This is a genomic window from Shewanella sp. SW24 (assembly GCF_025653395.1).
Taxonomy (GTDB): Bacteria; Pseudomonadota; Gammaproteobacteria; order Enterobacterales; family Shewanellaceae; genus Shewanella; species Shewanella oncorhynchi.
Window position 1 is genome coordinate 14,557 of sequence record NZ_JAKKSH010000035.1, and the last position, 18,093, is coordinate 32,649.

The following is an 18,093-nucleotide window of genomic DNA, read 5'->3' on the forward strand; positions in this document are numbered from 1 at the left end:
TAACGTATTCACACTGAGTTCAGTTAAGTATATAACGAAAATTGAAATATAAACTGATATGAAACTGTGAACAATTTCATATCAGTGATTTTGGTACTAAATACTGAATTAACGCGAATTTTCTGCGTATTCGGCCAATATCCAAGCTAATGGTGCTTGGTATTGGATTGGCATCCAAGTTTGCAGTGCGGCTATGCTCTGGTTGAGCACAGTTTGATTTGGCACTGATAGGTTTAAATGTCCGACTTTACGACCCGGGCGAACTTCTTTGTTGTACCAGTACAACTCAGCATTGGGCAAACTTAACCAGCGAGGGTCATTATCGATACCGATAAGGTTGACCATAACACACTGAAAATTCACTTGTGGCTGTGGGATCGCAATTCCGCAAAGTGCTCTAAGATGCAGCTGGAATTGATCCATATGGGTTCCGGCTTGAGTCCAATGGCCAGAGTTGTGCACTCGCGGCGCCAGCTCATTCACCAGTAACTCATCGCCAACACGGAAGCATTCCATTGCCATTACGCCAACGTATTCAAGCTCGTGCATAATAACGCTGAGCATAGTTTCGGCTTGGGCTTGCAAGGGGGTTAAGCGTGCTAGTGGCGAAATCGACGCCATTAAAATGCCGTCCTGATGTAAGTTCAGCGTCAGCGGATAAAACACACATTCGCCTTTGCGAGTACGCACGCCAACCAATGATACTTCTTCATCAAAATTAATCGCTTGCTCAGCAATCGCAAGGTTACGCCAATCGTTTGGAATATCACCCGCTTCGGCTTCTTTTAGCCAATGTTGACCTTTACCGTCATAACCCCCAGTACGGCGTTTCATCAAGACTCTAGGACCATAGTGCTGATACAGGGTATCGACTTGGGTGTTATCGTCAACTAAGGTCCAAGGCGCTGTGGGAACACTGAGCTGGTCGAGTAGACTTTTTTGGCTAAAACGGTCGGCTAAACGGCTAAATACCGGACCATTAACAAAATGGGGGTGTGAGCTGAGTTGTAAACTCAGGGCGGACTCTGGCCACTGTTCGCGCTCGGCGGTAATAATGTCGTGGGGCGCGAGTGGTAGAATGTCATCCGTAGGCGTCATGATATCGACGGCGTTAACTTCAATCGCTAATGGCTCACCAGCGTGGGTCAACATGGCGCCCAGCTGACCATTACCTAATACCCAAACCTTAGGTTTAGTGTTTGTCTGGGTCATTAGACTTCCCTCGGGTCTGGATTGTCCAGTACCGCACGGGTCTGTTCTTCTCTGAAAGCGTCAACACGAGCCGCTAATTCTGTATCGTTATTCGCAAGGATTTGGCAGGCCAATAATCCCGCATTGAATGCGCCCGCTGTACCTATGGCTAAGGTGCCGACGGCGATGCCTTTTGGCATTTGAACGATAGACAATAAGCTATCCATACCTGACAGGGCTTTACTTTGGACTGGTACACCTAATACGGGTAAGCGAGTTTTAGAGGCAATCATACCGGGTAAGTGCGCTGCACCACCGGCGCCACCAATGATGATTTTAAAACCACGTTCGGCGGCAGAGGCTGCAAACTCCATGAGTTTATCTGGCGTTCTATGGGCGGAAACCACTTCAACATGATAAGGCACTTGCAGTTTATCCATTATCTCAGCGGCGGCTTCCATCGTGGGCCAATCACTTTTAGAACCCATAACAACAGCAACAAGGGCTTGCATGATAACTCCTTAACTCACTAATTTTAATTATATTTTGACCTTGTTTCAGGTCTAGGTACAGTTGATGCTTGTCTAGCCGTCATCGGTAGCTAGCATCATGGCGCTGAATAATACCATGATCCTAGCGATTTCTGCCCGTTTTTGCGTGTGAAAAAACGTCTTTCGCGGCGATGAATAGGTGAGGTGATGGAGCTATAAAAAAGACCAACACTGAGGTTGGCCTTTGAGATAAGTCAGCAACATTAAGCCCTGAGATCGTGCTACTGGTTTACTGTGTCTGCTTATCCGCAGTGATTTCAGTTTGCTGAGTGATAACTGGCGCTTCTGTCATGGCTTCACGTAGGGTCGAGTAAAACTTCAACACACCTTCAATTGGCTGGATCTTCGCTCTCGCCAGCGTTCGGATGGGCTGGAACTGCAGATCGGCGATAATGAGCTTAGTCTTATTCGCTTTGCATTTTTCAATCAGCTTCGTCAGTGCGGCTAATCCTCCCGCATCCAGAATAGATACTCCATCGAGATAAAGCACTATCACTTGTTTATCTTCAGTGAGACTCGCGATTTCGGAGAAAATGCGGTCAGCAGCAGCGAAGAATAGCGGCCCGTTAATTTTAAGGACAGCCCAATCGGCAGGTAGCTCTTGATCCACATAACGCTTGTTGGTGCTGATATCGTAAAGCTTTGTCATCTCGGCAATTTCTTTCATAAACAGCAAGGCAGCAAGGATAATTCCAACACTGATGGCGATCACCATGTCGAAAATAACCGTTAATGAAAAACAACTGACAAAAACCATGATATCGCTGGTGGGCGCAGTTTTAATTAAATGTAGTGCCTTGTGGGCTTCACTCATGTTCCAAGCCACAACAAGTAGCAGGGCTGCCATGGCTGACATGGGCAAATAAGCTAATACGCCCGCTAAGGCGACTAAACCAATTAAGACTACTATGGCGTGGATCATGGCCGCTATCGGGCTCTGAGCTCCCGCTTTGACGTTTGCCGCGCTACGGGCAATTGCTGCAGTGGCCGGTATACCGCCAAAAAACGGTGTGATGATATTACCTATACCTTGCCCTAGTAATTCACTGTTGGCACTGTGACGTTTACCTGTCATGCCATCGAGCACCACTGCACACAGTAGCGATTCAATTGCGCCTAACATGGCAATGGCAAAGGCGGCTGGTAATAAAGCTTGAAAGGTCGCGAGATTAAACTGAAACGCTTGGCCATTCGCGCCAGCTTGCAGCCAAGGCCATTCGAAACTGGGTAATACGGCAGGAATTCCCATGCCTGTGGTGCCATCACTCAGTTGATAGTGAAAACGGGTTCCTATGGTTTCTATATCTGCACCCATGGCATTGAGAACCAAGGCGAACATAGTGCCGAGTATAATAGCCGGAAGGTGCGCTGGCACGGGTGTTTTGAGTTTTGGCCAAAGTAGCATTGTCGCTAAGGTCGCGGATGCTACCAGTAGGCTAGGTAAATGCACCGAGGGTAGCGCTTGAGCTAATGTCATCAACTTAGCCAGATATTGCTCTGGCATCTGGGCTATCTCGAGTCCGAAAAAGTCTTTGAGCTGCAAGGTAGCGATGACGACACCTATCCCCGCGGTAAAGCCTAAGGTGACGGATTCAGGGATATACAAAATTAATCGACCAAGTCGCAGCATTGCCATGCCGACGAGTATCATTCCGGACATCACAGTTGCGATTAATAATCCTGCTAAACCAAATTGTTGGGCTATTGGATAGAGTAATACCACGAATGCCGCTGTCGGGCCTGACACGCTATAACGTGAGCCGCCAGATATGGCGATAATAAAACCGCCGACAATCGCAGTGTATAAACCGTATTGAGGTGCTACTCCACTGGCAATGGCTAATGCCATTGCTAACGGAATGGCAATAATGCCGACAGTGAGACCTGCAAGAAGATCTTGCCCAAAACGTTTAAACGAATACTTATCCTTCACGCAAGCTTCTGTGAGTGCGTGGGCGATTCTTAGGGAAAACAAATGAGCTGAGTGTGACACGAGTGGGTCCAATAGCGAGGCGAGTAACAAGCTTCTATTTTAGTGACCTGATACAAGACGCAGTGTGAGCTTGATTGCAAAAACGATTGAAAATACTTTGTTTTGTATAAATAGTGTGCTTGGAGGCTGTTTGATTCTCATTTAAGAGTGGTTTGTAAAATATTTTGATACTTTAACCCTTTTAGTCATTTGCGCCGTTTACAGCCTTAGGTCAACATCAAAGGCATTCAACATGAAAACAATATACTCCCAGAAAACCATTGCACATTCCTTATTATCTTGGGGAAGCGTCAGCATATCGGCGAGCAATAGCGCAGCTTTATTCTTAGTCATGCTGAGTTTAACGGCCTGTGGCGGTAAAGGCTCTGAGGCTCAACAACGACAAGCGGAGCTGCAAGCCGAACAGAGTCATAAAGAAGTGTCACTGCGCCGTGCTGAAATGCGTGATGCTACTCAGATTGAGATGGCCAGAGTCGCGGCGCCGATGCAAATGTCTACCCATGGTGCAGTGATGGGAATGAACATAGCCCCAATGCCGTCAGACTATGCCGCGATTCCGTTAGCACAAAATAAATTCGAGCCGCTGGTGCAAAATGGCATCATGGTGGCAGGAGAAATCCCAGTATCGACTTTTTCCATCGATGTCGATACTGGCAGTTATGCCACCTTAAGGCGGATGCTTAGGGAAGGGCGCTTGCCTGAGAAAGGCACTGTCAGAGTTGAGGAAATGCTCAATTATTTTTCCTACGATTATCCCTTACCTGCTAAAAATGCCGCGCCGTTTAGCGTTACGACAGAGCTTGCTCCATCCCCTTATAACGATGACATGATGCTGTTACGGATTGGTCTTAAAGGATATGACTTACCTAAATCTCAATTAGGCGCGAGTAACTTAGTCTTTTTGCTCGATGTGTCAGGTTCTATGGCATCTGCCGATAAATTGCCTTTACTGCAAACTGCACTCAAGTTGCTGACGGCGCAATTAAGCGCGCAGGATAAAGTCTCTATTGTGGTTTATGCAGGGGCTGCTGGTGTAGTGCTCGATGGCGCGTCGGGGAATGACACTCAAACTTTAACCTATGCGTTAGAGCAATTGAGCGCAGGTGGTTCAACCAATGGTGGGCAAGGAATCACACAAGCCTATCAATTGGCGAAAAAGCATTTTATCCCCCATGGTATTAATCGAGTCATCCTCGCGACGGATGGTGATTTCAACGTTGGTATGACAGATTTTGATGATTTGATTGCCTTGATTGAGAAGGAAAAAGATCATGGTATTGGCCTGACAACCTTAGGGTTCGGTTTGGGAAATTACAACGATCAACTCATGGAGCAATTAGCGAATAAGGGCAATGGCAACTATGCCTATATCGATACCCTGAATGAAGCTCGAAAAGTGCTGGTGGACGAGTTAAGTTCAAGCTTGTTCACTATTGCTAAAGACGTCAAAGTGCAAGTGGAGTTTAATCCGGCCTTAGTGTCTGAGTATCGTCTAATCGGTTATGAGAATCGTGCTTTAGCACGGGAGGATTTCAACAACGATAAGGTGGATGCGGGCGAAATTGGCGCGGGTCATACAGTGACTGCCTTATATGAATTAAGATATGTTGAAGCAGGGCAGATGGCGAATGATAAACTCAGATATGGCGTTGATGCTCAAACGGGGCAAGAAAAATACAGCCGTGAAGAAATCGCTTTCCTTAAACTGAGATACAAGCTGCCAGAGCAAACACAGAGTCAGTTACTGAGCTATCCCATCAGGTTAGACCAAAATGTTAAGCTGTTAGAACAAGCGAGTGATGATTTTAGATTTGCAGCAGCGGTTGCAGGATTAGGGCAATTACTGAATGGCAGCCATTATCTACATCAATTTGATTATACTAAGTTAAGCCAGTTAGCACGTTCGGCATTAGGGGACGATCCTTTTGGATATCGCCATGAGTTTGTGCAATTAATGGAAACCGCCGCGGCCATAGAGCAATCTAGTCATGTGCCGATTAAGAAGGTATTCGATGGTACGGATAAACCTTTTCCTCCCCAAGATAAGCTTCATGGCGAGCCAGTGAGAGACAAGAGCAATACGCGCAATGAGAGATTACAATAGTAAAAGTAAATTCGTGGGGCTAACCCCAATGATGAGGAATTTCCCGTGGCATTAGCAATAGCGCAATTATCAAACCATGAGCACTCAGATGAGCAATTGATGTTGTGCTATGCCAAGGGCGATTCAAAAGCATTTGAACAGTTATATCTGAAGCACAAAGGTGCACTCTATCGCTACTTTGTGCGCCAGTTAGGTGATAAGCAGTTAGCTGAAGATTTGTATCAAGAAACCTGGGGGCGGGTGATCCGCGCTGCGGCTAACTATGAAGCCAGTGCTAAGTTTACTACTTGGCTATATCGTATCGCTCATAACTTATTGATTGATCATGTTCGGGCGGTTAAGCCCGTGGATTTAGTCGCTACTGATGAAGATGATGCCGGACTCGATACTTTTGTGGCGGGCGAGCAAGATAAACCCGATGTGCAGTGGCAAGAAGCGCAAAAGAGCTTATTGCTAAAGACTTGTATCGCACTGTTACCCCAAGTTCAGAAAGAGGCATTTATCCTGAATATTGAAATGGGTTTTACGGCTGCCATCATTAGCGACATTGCGGGCGTGACCTTAGAAGCGACTAAAAGCCGTATTCGTTATGCTTACCAAAGCCTAAAAGATTGTGTCAGCACTAAATGGCAGGAGGCGGGTCATGAGTAATTCTTCTTCAAATGCCGATGAGATTGCGCTGCAACAGCAGGTATTAGCTTGGTATCGCCAACAGGCTTTAGAGGTTCCACCGCGGCAACTTGATCAAGATATCTTACAGCTGGCGCAAACTCACTTAGCTGAAATGCATCAAAGCAAAATAACCGTCGTTGAAGCGCCAAGTTCCGTCTGGCGACGCCATCCTTGGGCGTTATCGAGCGCGGCATCGTTAGTGCTTGTTGTTGGTCTGCTGGTGCTGAATCGACCTCAAGTCGAAGATGCGCTTGCTCCAAGTCCTATGGTGATGAGTGCCCCTGCGCCACAAACGATGGCAAGAATGGCTGATACTGAAGCGATGCAATCTTTAAACATGCAAACAGAAGCCGTGGCTGAACATAAAAGACAGACGGAAATGCAGCAAGCTAAAGCCGCATTGGGAGCAACTGAACAGCAGGATGCAATTAGCCCCGCTATCGCTGCAAGGTCTATGAATGCACCAAAATTATCTGAGTCTGCTGAAATCAATCAAGTGTCATTGACTGAGTATTTACATCGGTTACAAGTCCTTATCGAAGCGAAGGAGACTGAGCAAGCATTCGTGCTGGAACAAAAACTGCTCAAGGATTACCCGTATCTTGCAGTTAAGGATGTCGATGAAGCGCAGCTAATCGAATCGCAGCAAGTATTAAGACTTGAGTTTAAAAAGCTACAACAGCAATTACATCAGCTTGCCAAATGACTATGTGGTTGTGGTATTTACGAATAAAAAAGTGATTAGAAATCGCAAAGTGGTGAGATAAACAGCTAAATTTCCCTGAAATATGCCGAGACGTGCTAATGTTTGTGGTCTGTTTACTGTTTGGTATGTGATTTACTTGATCAACATCATAAAGTGAACAGGTTTTAGCCTGTTATATTGGTGTTAGTTCACGACTTGGCTAGTATCAATAGTCAGACCCATATTCAGGAGGCATTATGCTTAAAAGACTCATGCATGATCATAAACATATAGCTGTATTGCTAAATGTTTTAAAAAACAAGCAGATGAAACTATCCGAAGGTGAGTCAATCAACTTCAGCGTCGTGCGCGATATTGTTGAATATATGCAAGGATATGCTGAACGTTGCCATCATCCCATTGAAGACATTATTTATGCCTACTACCTAGCCCATAAAACGAACGATACTATCGATAAATTGAGTGCCGAACATGAGTCGGTGATCCAATCCTCGGCCACCTTGATGGCGACTTTAAACTTGATCCTCAGTGATATTGTGGTTGCACGCGAGAAACTGATTGTTGATTTTGCAGAGTATGTCGCATTGCAAGAGCGACATATGCAGATGGAGGAACGGGAAATATTTCCTTTGTTAGCCAAAAGTTTAACTGAGCAAGATTGGCAAGTTATTGAGTTAGAGTGTCAGAAATCGCTGATCGATGATCCTTTGTTTCTTGATCGAGAGCAGAAAGAATTTGAAGATTTACGGGTTTATCTCACAGCGTCTGACTAATACTCTTTAGTTTATTGGGCCCATGTTGTGGGCTTAAGCTGGTGTTTTTATACAGCTAAGGAGCACATCTTTTATTCAGACAGCTATGTCTCGTGAGCCAAAGTTGGTTGGGATTTGTAAAGTATTATCGGTGTCGATGACGTTCGGTGCCATCGTAAGCTACTGTTGTTGATTTATTTTTTAAAATTCCTGCTCGTAAGACCATACCCCGCTTATATTCTGTTTGCTCCAATAGTTGTAAATAAAAAAAGCGCCGAAGGGCGCTTTTCTATTCATGTTTGAAATGATAACTAGCTCATATAAACATGTAATTACAACTGGATAGCATCAATGTCGTAGTTAAAGTTATTATCGATTTCTTGGAGTTCTTTGAGCAAACGATGCTTATCTTTTAACGCTTCGATCTCACGCCATTTACGTTTTTTATTGGAGCCTCGCGAACGATCGGGTCTTTCAACGACTTCATCTAGCGCACAACCATAATCTAAACGATCCATGGCAACCTCCTGTTGTTGTATGTTTTGTCAGCGATTAAATAACATATTTTTAAAACAGGGTGCAAGAATTATGTTTCATTTGTGTTAAGTTGAAATGAACTTTGAGTGATATGTCATTGATGTTATATGCAGAAGTAGAGCGGAGTTAAGCAGGAAAATTTAATAAAAAGAACGGGGTAGAATTAAAAAGCCAGCAATTGCTGGCTTTTTGTTCGATTAGATTTTGCCTTGTCGATAAAGGTTAATCAATGCGTTGCTTGAGGCATCTAAAGCATCGGAATCTTGCTCTGCGCCAATGCGTGCTAACACATCGTTACCGAGATTCTTACCGAGTTCTACACCCCATTGATCGAAGGAATTGATATCCCAAATAGCACCTTGAACGAAGGTTCTATGTTCATATAAGGCAATTAAAGCGCCTAGGGTACATGGAGTGAGCTTATCCATAAGCAAGGTGTTGCTCGGCTTGTTACCAGGCATGACTTTATGTTGAGCGATCAGCTGCTTCTCTGTGGTGGATAATGCGCTATTAGCAAGTTCGGCTAAAGCTTCATCAAAAGTACGACCTTGCATTAAGGCCTGGGTTTGACCGAAGCAGTTTGACGCTAATTGGTCATGGTGCTCACCGATAGGATTATGGCTTTGCAGCGGCATAATGAAATCGGCAGGGATCAGTGCGGTACCTTGATGTAATAACTGGTGGTAGGCATGTTGGCCATTAGTGCCTTCGCCCCCCCAAATGACGGGACCTGTGCTGTAGTCAACATCAGTACCATTTAAGGTGACTGACTTACCGTTACTTTCCATATCGAGCTGCTGGAAGTAAGCGGGTAGGCCTCGCAGATAATGATCGTAGGTTAATACGACATGGGACTGAGCATTAAAGAAGTTTCCGTACCATAGGGAGAGTAATCCCATGATAACCGGCATATTCTCAGTCAGTGGCGCTGTGGCGAAGTGCTCATCCATCTGATGCGCACCCGTGAGTAGAGCCCTGAAGTTATCCATACCGATCAAAAGTGCAATCGGCAAGCCAATCGCTGACCAGAGAGAGTAACGGCCACCAACCCAATCCCACATAGGAAAAATATTGTTTGCATCGATACCAAAATCTGTCGCTTTTGCTACGTTTGAAGTGACTGCGACAAAGTGTTTTGCCACATCAGACTGCAAACCGCCTTTCGCCAGGAACCAGTCTCTTGCGGTGAGGGTATTAGTTAAGGTTTCCTGTGTCCCGAAAGATTTGGATGACATGATGAACAAGGTCGTTTCAGGATCCAGTAACTTCAGCTTTTCACTAATAGAAGTCCCGTCGACGTTTGCCACAAAGTGACAATTTAATTCGGGGTTCCAATAAGGGCGCAACGCTTGAGAGACGATTTTGGGGCCTAGGAAAGAGCCGCCAATACCAATACTCACAATATCGGTTATCGCTTTACCTGTGTAACCTTTCCATTGACCTGACGTCACTGAGTTCACAAACCCTTGCATCTTATCTAGAGTTTGTTGAACTTCAGGAACTATGTCTTGACCCTCGGCAATAATCGATTGTTCTGCAGTACTGCGAAGCGCTGTGTGCAGTACGGCGCGCTTCTCTGTGGTGTTAATGATTTCACCTGCAAACATCGCTTTGATTTTTGCTTCAAGTTGGCTATTGCTTGCCAACGCAAATAACAGATCCAGCGTTTCCGCTGTTGCTCTGTTTTTAGAGTAATCCAGTAATAAACCACAGGCTGATAGCGACATTTTATTGAAACGTGCCGCGTCAGTTGCAAACAATTCCCGCATATGCGGAACATTTTTACTGTGTGCTGATAAAGCTTGCCATGTTGAGCTTTGGGTCAAGAGTGTCATTTCACCGTCTCCAGAGTGCTTAGTTCGCGAGCTTAGCCGTGAGCATGACTTCGAGCTTACCTTGGTCTATCGCAAAGTTTCGAATGCCTTCGGCAAGCTTATCAACCGCCATTGGATCTTGGTTAAAGTCCCAACGGAATTGTGCTTCAGTCAATGGGGGTTCTGCAGCGACAGTGGTCGTTGCTGCAGCCAGTTTAGGTGTGATGTCAACTTGCGAATTAGCCAGTTCTTCTAATAGAGAAGGGCCAATGGTCAGACGATCGCAACCTGCTAGCTCAATAATTTCACCGATATTACGGAAACTTGCACCCATAACAACAGTGTCAAAACCGTGTTGTTTGTAGTAGTTATAAATTTCAGTCACTGAAATGACACCAGGGTCATTTACGGCATTGTAATCTTTACCTGTATCTTTTTTGTACCAATCAAGTATGCGGCCTACAAAAGGAGAAATGAGATAAGCACCCGCTTCGGCACACGCACGCGCTTGAGCAAAGCTAAATAGTAGGGTTAAGTTGCAGTTGATGCCTTCTTGCTCTAGCTCTTTAGCGGCACAAATGCCTTCCCAAGTTGAAGCAAGTTTGATCAGAATGCGTGATTTATCTACACCCGCTTCTTTATATAGGCGAACCAATTTATGGGCTTTAGCGATTGATTTTTCTTTATCGAATGATAAACGGGCATCAACTTCAGTTGAAATACGGCCAGGAACGAGTTTCAGTATTTCTACGCCGATATTGACCGCTAGTTTGTCGCTGGCATCATCAAGTTGCTGCACGAGATCGGTACTTTGTGATTTTGCCCAGTCGATAGCGTTATCTATAAGGGATTCATATTCAGGAATTTGAGCCGCTTTCAAGATGAGTGATGGATTAGTGGTCGCATCTTCAGGTTGGTAGCGTTTAATCGCTTCGATGTCGCCTGTGTCAGCGACGATAGTGGTATATAACTTGAGTTGCTCTAATGTATTGGCCATGAAAAACATCCTTCTCAGGTAGCAGTTTTAACTCGGAATTCACTGATGACTATTAGAAGCGATTTTGCCAACTTTTCCAACCTTGAATGTAAAAAAATTACAAAAATGACAATTTTATGTCTATTAAGGTATGGCTCGAGCTACGGGCTATCATCTTGGCTGCAGTAGAGGGCGTCGCTTGTCCTAGTGTATACCCCACAAAAACAAAAAGTCGCTGCAAGCAGCGACTTTTTTACTTCAGTAAGTACTATTACTTCAGAACAGGTTGTTTTGTTGTGGTAGTCACGATAGCTTCGATGCGACGGTTCGCAGCGTGAGCTTCTTTTGAATCACCAGCAACCAATGGCTGAGTAACACCGTAACCGTTAGAAGTTACGCGGCTTCCGCTGATACCATATTTCTCTACAAGAATCTTGGCAACGGCGTCAGCACGTTTGTCAGACAATTCCATGTTGTATTCTGGTTTACCTACATTTGAGGCGTGACCTGCGATTTCAACAGTGAAAGCTGGGTTTTTGTTCAAATAGTTAGCTAATCTTTCGATGTCTTTGTAGTAAACATTTTTAACTACAGCAGAATCGTTAGCAAACTGGATTGAACCTACGTCTTCTTTGTTCTTCACGTTTTCATAGATAGTACAGCCAACAGAGTCAACTTTGTGAGTTGCTGGTGTTGCTGGACATTGATCTTTGTCGTCGTAAACGCCATCGTTGTCAGAATCAACAGGTGCTGCTGCAACGACTGCTGCGGCAACTGGAGCTGCTGCAACTGGAGTTCCGAAACGGTAGCTCAGTTCTAGACCCCAGTAGTTGCTATCAGCTTCAACAATATTGTAATCATCATTTAAGTTTTCATAACGACGATATTTAGCTTGTAATTTTAAGTTGTCAGTGAAGTTATAACCAACACCAGCACCTAAATATGGAGCAAAATCATTTGTACTGTATTTGCTCGAAGTTACACCATTGTTTTGGCTGTTTTCGAGTGAATAGTACATTGCACCAGCTTCAGCAGATAGGCTCCAGCGGTTAGCTAGTGGCCAAATACCAACTAGACCAAGTGTAGAACCTTTTACGCTTGCATCATTGCTGATACCCGCTGCGTTCCAATCTGTATTACCTAAATCACGGAAGCCGATTTCAGCACCGAAGTAATCGTTGAACATGTAGCCTGCGAAAACATCCCAAGCGTATGGACTGTCTTCACCGTTCTGAGTGGCAACGTGCTCATAGTTATTAACGCCTAAACCGGCACCAACATACCAAGGTGTAAGTTCCTGAGATGCGCTGGCTGCGAGTGGAAGCAGAGATGTCAGTAATACTACTTTTAATGTGTTCTTCATCATTTTATTTACGTCCATTGATTATGATTCTCCACCAATATGCTTTGCTGGTTTTGTGCAAAACATTGCTAGCACTTAGTGTGGGGATCCTTTGATATTTTAGCCAGCGGTTAATTATCACTTGGTTTGTTAACTTTTTCCAGTATTAAGATCAACCTTTTAATGGTTGTCATTCTGTAACTGGTATTTTTAATGCAAAAAAGGCACTCCGAAGAATGCCTTTAAATTACAATCTAATGTTAATTAGATGTTTCTATTAGCGTGTCCATACCCAATTTTCGATTTCCACTGGGTCTACACCATTCGCTTTAATATAGTTGCGGTGGTCAACTAATCTTTGCAGCATATCAGTGGTGATAGAGACGTGCATAGTTTCATCAATAACGCCCTGTTGGAACAGCTTGTAAGCCATATCAATTACAAGGTGATAGCGTGATGTACCGTTACGAACACCCATATCAAATGGCGTTGTTGTTGAACCTTCTTCTTCGTAGCCTTTAATTCTGAAGCGACGGCTGCCTTTGTAATCAAAAATTAACTTTTTGATTGTATTTGGGTAACCATGGTAGTTGAATACCACGCCTTTATCTTGAGTAAATATTTCGTCCATTAACCAAGGTTTTTCTTTAAATTTACGGCTACCTAAGCCATCACTGCTTAATTCAGTGACACTAACGAAGCGGATTTTCACTCTTGGAAGGAGTTCTCTGATTAATACTAGAGAAGCCATACATTCTTGAGTGACATAATCTCCACAACCTGCCAGCACAATATCGGGATTCTCATCTGAGGCAAAATCCCACACCATTACGCCGTCTTTTGTTTGTTTACGCGCTTCTTCCAAGCTTAGCCATTGTGGTAACTCTTTTTTACCTGCAACCAGAATATTGAGTTTGTCACGGTCTGCGAAGGCTCGCTCTGTATAAACCAATGTGCTGTTGGCATCTGCGGGTAAGTAAGCCGAGATTATTTTTGGATGTTTCTCCAGCATAGCCCCAAGGAAAGATGGGTTTTGATGTGAATAGCCATTATGATCTTGGCGCTCAAGTAATGAAGATAATACGACATTACAGGCTGGCAGTGGCTTACGGAAATGTACGCCTTGGCTGGCGTAGACATATTTACAGTACTGATCGGCCATCGATGAGATAACTTGTGAGAATGCTTCGTAGGTGGGTAGCATGCCGTGGCGGCCTGTTACTGTGTAACCATGTAGCATGCCAAAAAGTAAGTTTTCAGAAAGCAGTTCAATGACTCGACCTTCACGGGACATATCTTCATCCCAACTCTCAATTGGCCACTGCCATGCACGATCGGTTTCTTCAAATACAGCTTGTAGTTGATTTGAATAGGTTTCGTCAGGGCTAAAAATACGTAGATTACGTTGGTCGCGGTTTAACTTGAATGCATCGCGCATCCATTCGCCCATTTTTAGCATTGAATAGCCACGTTGACCACGTGGTACTTCTGGGCCATAGCTGAGTTTTTCAAGATCTGGATTGGTTAATGCTCTAACAACTTCTCCGCCATAGGTTAAATGTTGACGGCCACAGGCAAGTTGTTTGGGTGGGATTAATGAACAAATGTCGGCATCAAAAATCAGTTCGCCTTTTTCATTCATTTGGTAGAGTTCTTGGAAGTCGTAACTGGCAAGCCAATTATCCAGCGCATCTAAATGACCCTTATCAGTGGCACATTTATTGACGATTACTTGATGCGATTCGCAGTTACCTTCTAATTTCTTGCCTTTATATTCACTGACACCAGTCCAACCTTTGGCTGTACGCATTAAAATGACGGGCCATTTTGGTTTAACTACGTCTTCGCCACTGCGTGCTCGACGTTGAATGTCATTGATCATGGTATAAGCGGTATCCATGGCATTTGTCATCTGCACATAGATATCTTCTTCTAATTCGTTATCAACTATGATGGGGAAATAGCCAAGACCACGGAATTCAAGATCCAGTTCTTCATGGCTCATACGTCCCATGCGGGTAGGACCGGAAATCTTATAGCCGTTAATATGCACAATTGGCAATACTGCACCGCTGGTCGCTGGTGAAACTAAGCGGTTTGCATACCAAGATGCGGCTAATGGTCCCGTTTCTGCTTCGCCGTCACCAATTAAGACGGTTGCGATCAGATCTGGATTATCTAATACTGCCCCCCAGCCTACTGAGAGTGAGTAGCCTAATTCGCCACCTTCAAGAATTTGTCCAGGTGCTTCAGGGTTTGCATGTGAAGGATAACCATAAGCGGCAGAAAACTTCTTACAAATATCTTCGATGCCAGTTTCATTGTAGGGAATAGTTTCTGGGTAGAAATGACTTAAAGAGCCTTCAATGAATAAGTTTGCTTGTACAGCGGGAAAACCATGGCCTGGACCGACTAAATAGATAAAAGAGCGGTTATGCTTCACTATCAAGCGGTTAATGTTGGCATAGACAAAGTTAATACCTGGGCAGGTACCCCAATGGCCAAGTAAACGTGGCTTGATATCAGTATGGGCAAGTGGACGTTTATGTAAGACGTTTTGTTTGAGGTAAATTTGCGAGGTCGCAAGAAAGTTTGTCGCTCTGACATACTTTTTCAGAGCATTGATTTCATGTATTTGTGTCATGTTAAGCCTCACTAAAACAAACAAGAGATGATTGAAGTTTCTATGGGGTTACTATATTTGTAGTTTTATTACAAAAATGTGCCCTACATCCAAATTTTAAAAGTTGTTTTTGCTGTTAAAAATAATAGCTCAACTTAGACCTTTTGTTAATCTAGCTTTAACAGTAGCTTAGCTAGTGTTGTAAGACGTGATGTCAATGACGTTTAACTGTGCAAACGCGAGCTTGATCACATGAGCAATTTCGAATACTGTGCTATTTTGCTGCGTTGAATTCGGTAGCCGTGATGTTGTAAATTCACGGAAGGATAATTTGAAAAAATAAATCTACCGAAATTCTTACCTTTAACTTGGAAGGATTCATTCACCACAGATGTTGTACCTTTAATTGCAATTAGAGGAGCATTTGCTACGGGAAGAAGTAAAATAATATGTTAGAAACCATAGTTAATTTTTTGAATGCGCTACTTTGGGGTAAGTTGTTAGTATATGGACTAGTAGGAGCTGGTCTCTATTTCACCATTAGACTTGCCTTTATTCAGTTAACCCACTTTAAACATTCCATCAAAGTTATGACCATGAGTCGGCAAGGTTGCGATAGCGGTCTTTCTTCATTTCAAGTCTTTTGTACGAGTATGGCAGCCCGTGTCGGTGCTGGTAATATGGCCGGTGTTGCTGTTGCTATTGGTGCAGCGGGTCCAGGTGCAGTATTTTGGATGTGGCTTATCGCTATTTTAGGTATGGCGACTGCTATGGTTGAATCAACCTTAGCGCAGGTTTATAAAGTCCGAGATCATAATGGCCAGTTCCGCGGTGGTCCTTCCTACTACATGGAAAAAGGATTGGGTCAGAAATGGATGGGCATTTTATTTGCTGTCTTTTTGATCATTGCTTTTGGTTTAGTATTCAATGCAGTACAAGCTAACACTATTACCGGTGCCATGGAGCGAGTATTTGGTTTTAATCCAACCTATGTAGGGATTGGGCTAGTGATTGCCAGTGGATTTGTGATTGTCGGTGGTCTACGTAAAGTCGCGCGAGTATCTGAATTTCTTGTCCCCATTATGGCCTTAGCCTACATTCTTGTAGCCTTCATTATCGTTATTTTCAACCTAGAACAATTACCTGCGATTATTAGCTTAATTGTGAAAAGTGCTTTTGGTTGGCAAGAGGCTGCCGCTGGCGGCGTGGCTTATACTGTCGCGCAGGCAATGCAAGCGGGTATTGCTCGTGGACTTTTCTCGAATGAAGCGGGTATGGGCAGTGCGGCGAATGTCGCGGCAAGTGCATCGCCTAACCCTAATCATCCAGCATCCCAAGGTTTTGTGCAGATGATGGGCGTGTTTGCGGATACTATCGTTATCTGTACTGCAACGGCTGCGATAATCCTGCTATCAGGGGATATTGGCTCGAGTGATGATGGGATTCGATTAACCATTAATGCCATGTCTGCACATGTTGGCGACTGGGGTGGCGCATTTATTGCGGTGGCTATTTTCTTATTCTGCTTTACATCCATCATAGCCAATTACTCATACGCTGAAACAAATGTGATGTATTTAATGGGAAATAGTACCAAAGCACTGCCCTTATTCCGTTTGTGTGTGCTTGGCATGGTCATGTTTGGTGCCGTCGCTAAGATAAGTTTAGTGTGGAACTTGGCTGACGTTTCGATGGGATTGATGGCGACGGTAAACATTGTTGCTCTATTACTATTATCGGGTCTGGCAATTCGCGTTATCAATGATTATCGCGAACAGATCAAAGCGGGTAAGACTCCAGAATTCGATCGTAGTAAATTTCCTGAGTTGATGGATCAGCTTGATGATGATATTTGGCAAGATACCAGTCTTGTGCCGGCTAAAAAGCTTTAATTAGCCTAGCGCATCGACAATAGGCATTACTGATTGTTGTAATCGAAAAGACCACGCTGTTAAAGCGTGGTTTTTTTATGCTCGTTCAGTATCATAGGCATATATTTTTGTTTCTGTTGGGAGTTTTTGATGTTGATATTGGTTTCGCCGGCGAAGACCTTAGATTTTGAACAGCCGCCACTGACGCAGGTGTATTCACAACCTGATTTTTTAACTTATAGTCAGGAGTTGATCCAAGTGTGTCGGCAATTGACCCCTACAGACATCGCCACTTTAATGAAAGTGAGCGATAAAATTGCGGGTTTAAATGCGGCACGTTTTGGGGAGTGGCGGCCAGATTTTAGTTTAGATAATGCAAAACAGGCCATTTTTGCTTTTAGAGGCGATGTGTATACTGGCTTTGATGCTGATACATTGTCTGAAGATGAAATTGCTCGAACTCAGTCACAACTACGTATTTTATCTGGACTTTACGGTTTGCTCAGACCGCTGGATTTAATTATGCCTTATCGTTTAGAAATGGGCACGGCACTTTCTAATCCTAAAGGTAAAAACCTATATGAGTTTTGGGGAGAGACGTTAACTCAAGCGGTAAATGAAACGCTTGCTGAAACGAGTAGTGATATTATTGTCAATCTTGCATCTAATGAATATTTCAAAGCAATAAAGCCTAAAAAACTTCAAGGGCAATTAATTTCACCCATATTTAAAGATTGTAAAAATGGTCAATATAAAGTGATCAGTTTTTTTGCTAAGCGTGCTAGAGGCATGATGGCGAGATATCTCATTACGCATCAAATTAACACTTTAGATGAATTAAAAGCATTTAATGTTGCTGGTTATTATTATAGTGAAGAGCAGAGTTCCCTAACAAATCCAACGTTTTTACGTGAAGAGCAATAGCGAAATATCGATAAGATGTTAATTGATAGAGAACAGC

Annotated in this window: 14 protein-coding genes; 6 read left to right on the top strand and 8 right to left on the bottom strand. The window is 43.9% G+C overall.

Going from position 1 to position 18,093, the window contains the following annotated elements:
* Positions 1–108: 108 nt before the first annotated feature.
* The 3 genes from purK to dauA all read right to left on the bottom strand — a co-directional run bounded on the left by purK (position 109) and on the right by dauA (position 3,735).
* Positions 109–1,212 carry a 5-(carboxyamino)imidazole ribonucleotide synthase gene (purK, locus tag L5M17_RS20315; RefSeq protein WP_263148968.1) on the bottom strand — a complete coding sequence of 368 codons (1,104 nt, stop codon included), beginning with the start codon at positions 1,210–1,212 and terminating at the stop codon, positions 109–111.
* Positions 1,212–1,703 (bottom strand): 5-(carboxyamino)imidazole ribonucleotide mutase, encoded by a 492-nt coding sequence (gene purE / locus L5M17_RS20320; protein WP_168823554.1) that lies wholly within the window; start codon positions 1,701–1,703, stop codon positions 1,212–1,214. The genes purK and purE overlap by 1 nt, the downstream gene beginning before the upstream one ends.
* A gap of 268 nt (positions 1,704–1,971) precedes the next feature.
* Positions 1,972–3,735: a C4-dicarboxylic acid transporter DauA gene (gene dauA / locus L5M17_RS20325; RefSeq protein ID WP_173496303.1), complete on the bottom strand. Its 1,764-nt coding sequence runs from the start codon at positions 3,733–3,735 to the stop codon at positions 1,972–1,974.
* A 232-nt stretch (positions 3,736–3,967) separates the two neighbouring features.
* On the opposite strand from dauA, the gene L5M17_RS20330 reads away from it, so the two are divergent.
* From L5M17_RS20330 to L5M17_RS20345, 4 genes are all read left to right on the top strand, one after another.
* Positions 3,968–5,839: a vWA domain-containing protein gene (locus tag L5M17_RS20330; RefSeq protein WP_263148969.1), complete on the top strand. Its 1,872-nt coding sequence runs from the start codon at positions 3,968–3,970 to the stop codon at positions 5,837–5,839.
* Positions 5,840–5,884: 45 nt separating this feature from the next.
* Complete coding sequence (locus L5M17_RS20335; protein ID WP_263148970.1) at positions 5,885–6,490, top strand: sigma-70 family RNA polymerase sigma factor; 606 nt, start codon at positions 5,885–5,887, stop codon at positions 6,488–6,490.
* The gene (locus L5M17_RS20340) at positions 6,483–7,217 is read left to right on the top strand and encodes a hypothetical protein (RefSeq protein WP_263148971.1); all 735 of its coding nucleotides are present in this window, start codon (positions 6,483–6,485) and stop codon (positions 7,215–7,217) included. The genes L5M17_RS20335 and L5M17_RS20340 overlap by 8 nt, the downstream gene beginning before the upstream one ends.
* A gap of 236 nt (positions 7,218–7,453) precedes the next feature.
* Positions 7,454–7,990, top strand: coding sequence for a hemerythrin domain-containing protein (locus L5M17_RS20345; RefSeq protein ID WP_105249947.1), 537 nt, complete (start codon positions 7,454–7,456; stop codon positions 7,988–7,990).
* Positions 7,991–8,301: 311 nt separating this feature from the next.
* Here the strand turns inward: L5M17_RS20345 and L5M17_RS20350 are convergent, their stop codons facing one another.
* The 5 genes from L5M17_RS20350 to L5M17_RS20370 form a co-directional block, all read right to left on the bottom strand.
* Complete coding sequence (locus L5M17_RS20350) at positions 8,302–8,487, bottom strand: DUF3545 family protein (protein ID WP_006080618.1); 186 nt, start codon at positions 8,485–8,487, stop codon at positions 8,302–8,304.
* Between the two features lie 216 nt (positions 8,488–8,703).
* Positions 8,704–10,341, bottom strand: a complete 1,638-nt coding sequence (pgi, locus tag L5M17_RS20355) for a glucose-6-phosphate isomerase (RefSeq protein ID WP_263148972.1) — start codon at positions 10,339–10,341, stop codon at positions 8,704–8,706.
* 19 nt (positions 10,342–10,360) lie between these two features.
* Positions 10,361–11,317 (bottom strand): transaldolase, encoded by a 957-nt coding sequence (gene tal, locus L5M17_RS20360; protein ID WP_263148973.1) that lies wholly within the window; start codon positions 11,315–11,317, stop codon positions 10,361–10,363.
* Between the two features lie 250 nt (positions 11,318–11,567).
* Entirely contained in the window at positions 11,568–12,677 is a 1,110-nt protein-coding gene (locus tag L5M17_RS20365) for an OmpA family protein (RefSeq protein ID WP_219252935.1), read from the bottom strand.
* Positions 12,678–12,915: 238 nt separating this feature from the next.
* A complete protein-coding gene (locus L5M17_RS20370; protein ID WP_105249944.1) occupies positions 12,916–15,282 on the bottom strand; it encodes a phosphoketolase family protein in 2,367 nt (788 codons plus the stop codon).
* A gap of 428 nt (positions 15,283–15,710) precedes the next feature.
* On the opposite strand from L5M17_RS20370, the gene L5M17_RS20375 reads away from it, so the two are divergent.
* Both L5M17_RS20375 and yaaA read left to right on the top strand, forming a co-directional pair.
* Positions 15,711–17,153 carry an alanine/glycine:cation symporter family protein gene (locus L5M17_RS20375; RefSeq protein ID WP_028760928.1) on the top strand — a complete coding sequence of 481 codons (1,443 nt, stop codon included), beginning with the start codon at positions 15,711–15,713 and terminating at the stop codon, positions 17,151–17,153.
* 129 nt (positions 17,154–17,282) lie between these two features.
* Complete coding sequence (gene yaaA, locus L5M17_RS20380) at positions 17,283–18,056, top strand: peroxide stress protein YaaA (RefSeq protein ID WP_131525270.1); 774 nt, start codon at positions 17,283–17,285, stop codon at positions 18,054–18,056.
* The last annotated feature ends 37 nt before the right edge of the window (positions 18,057–18,093 follow it).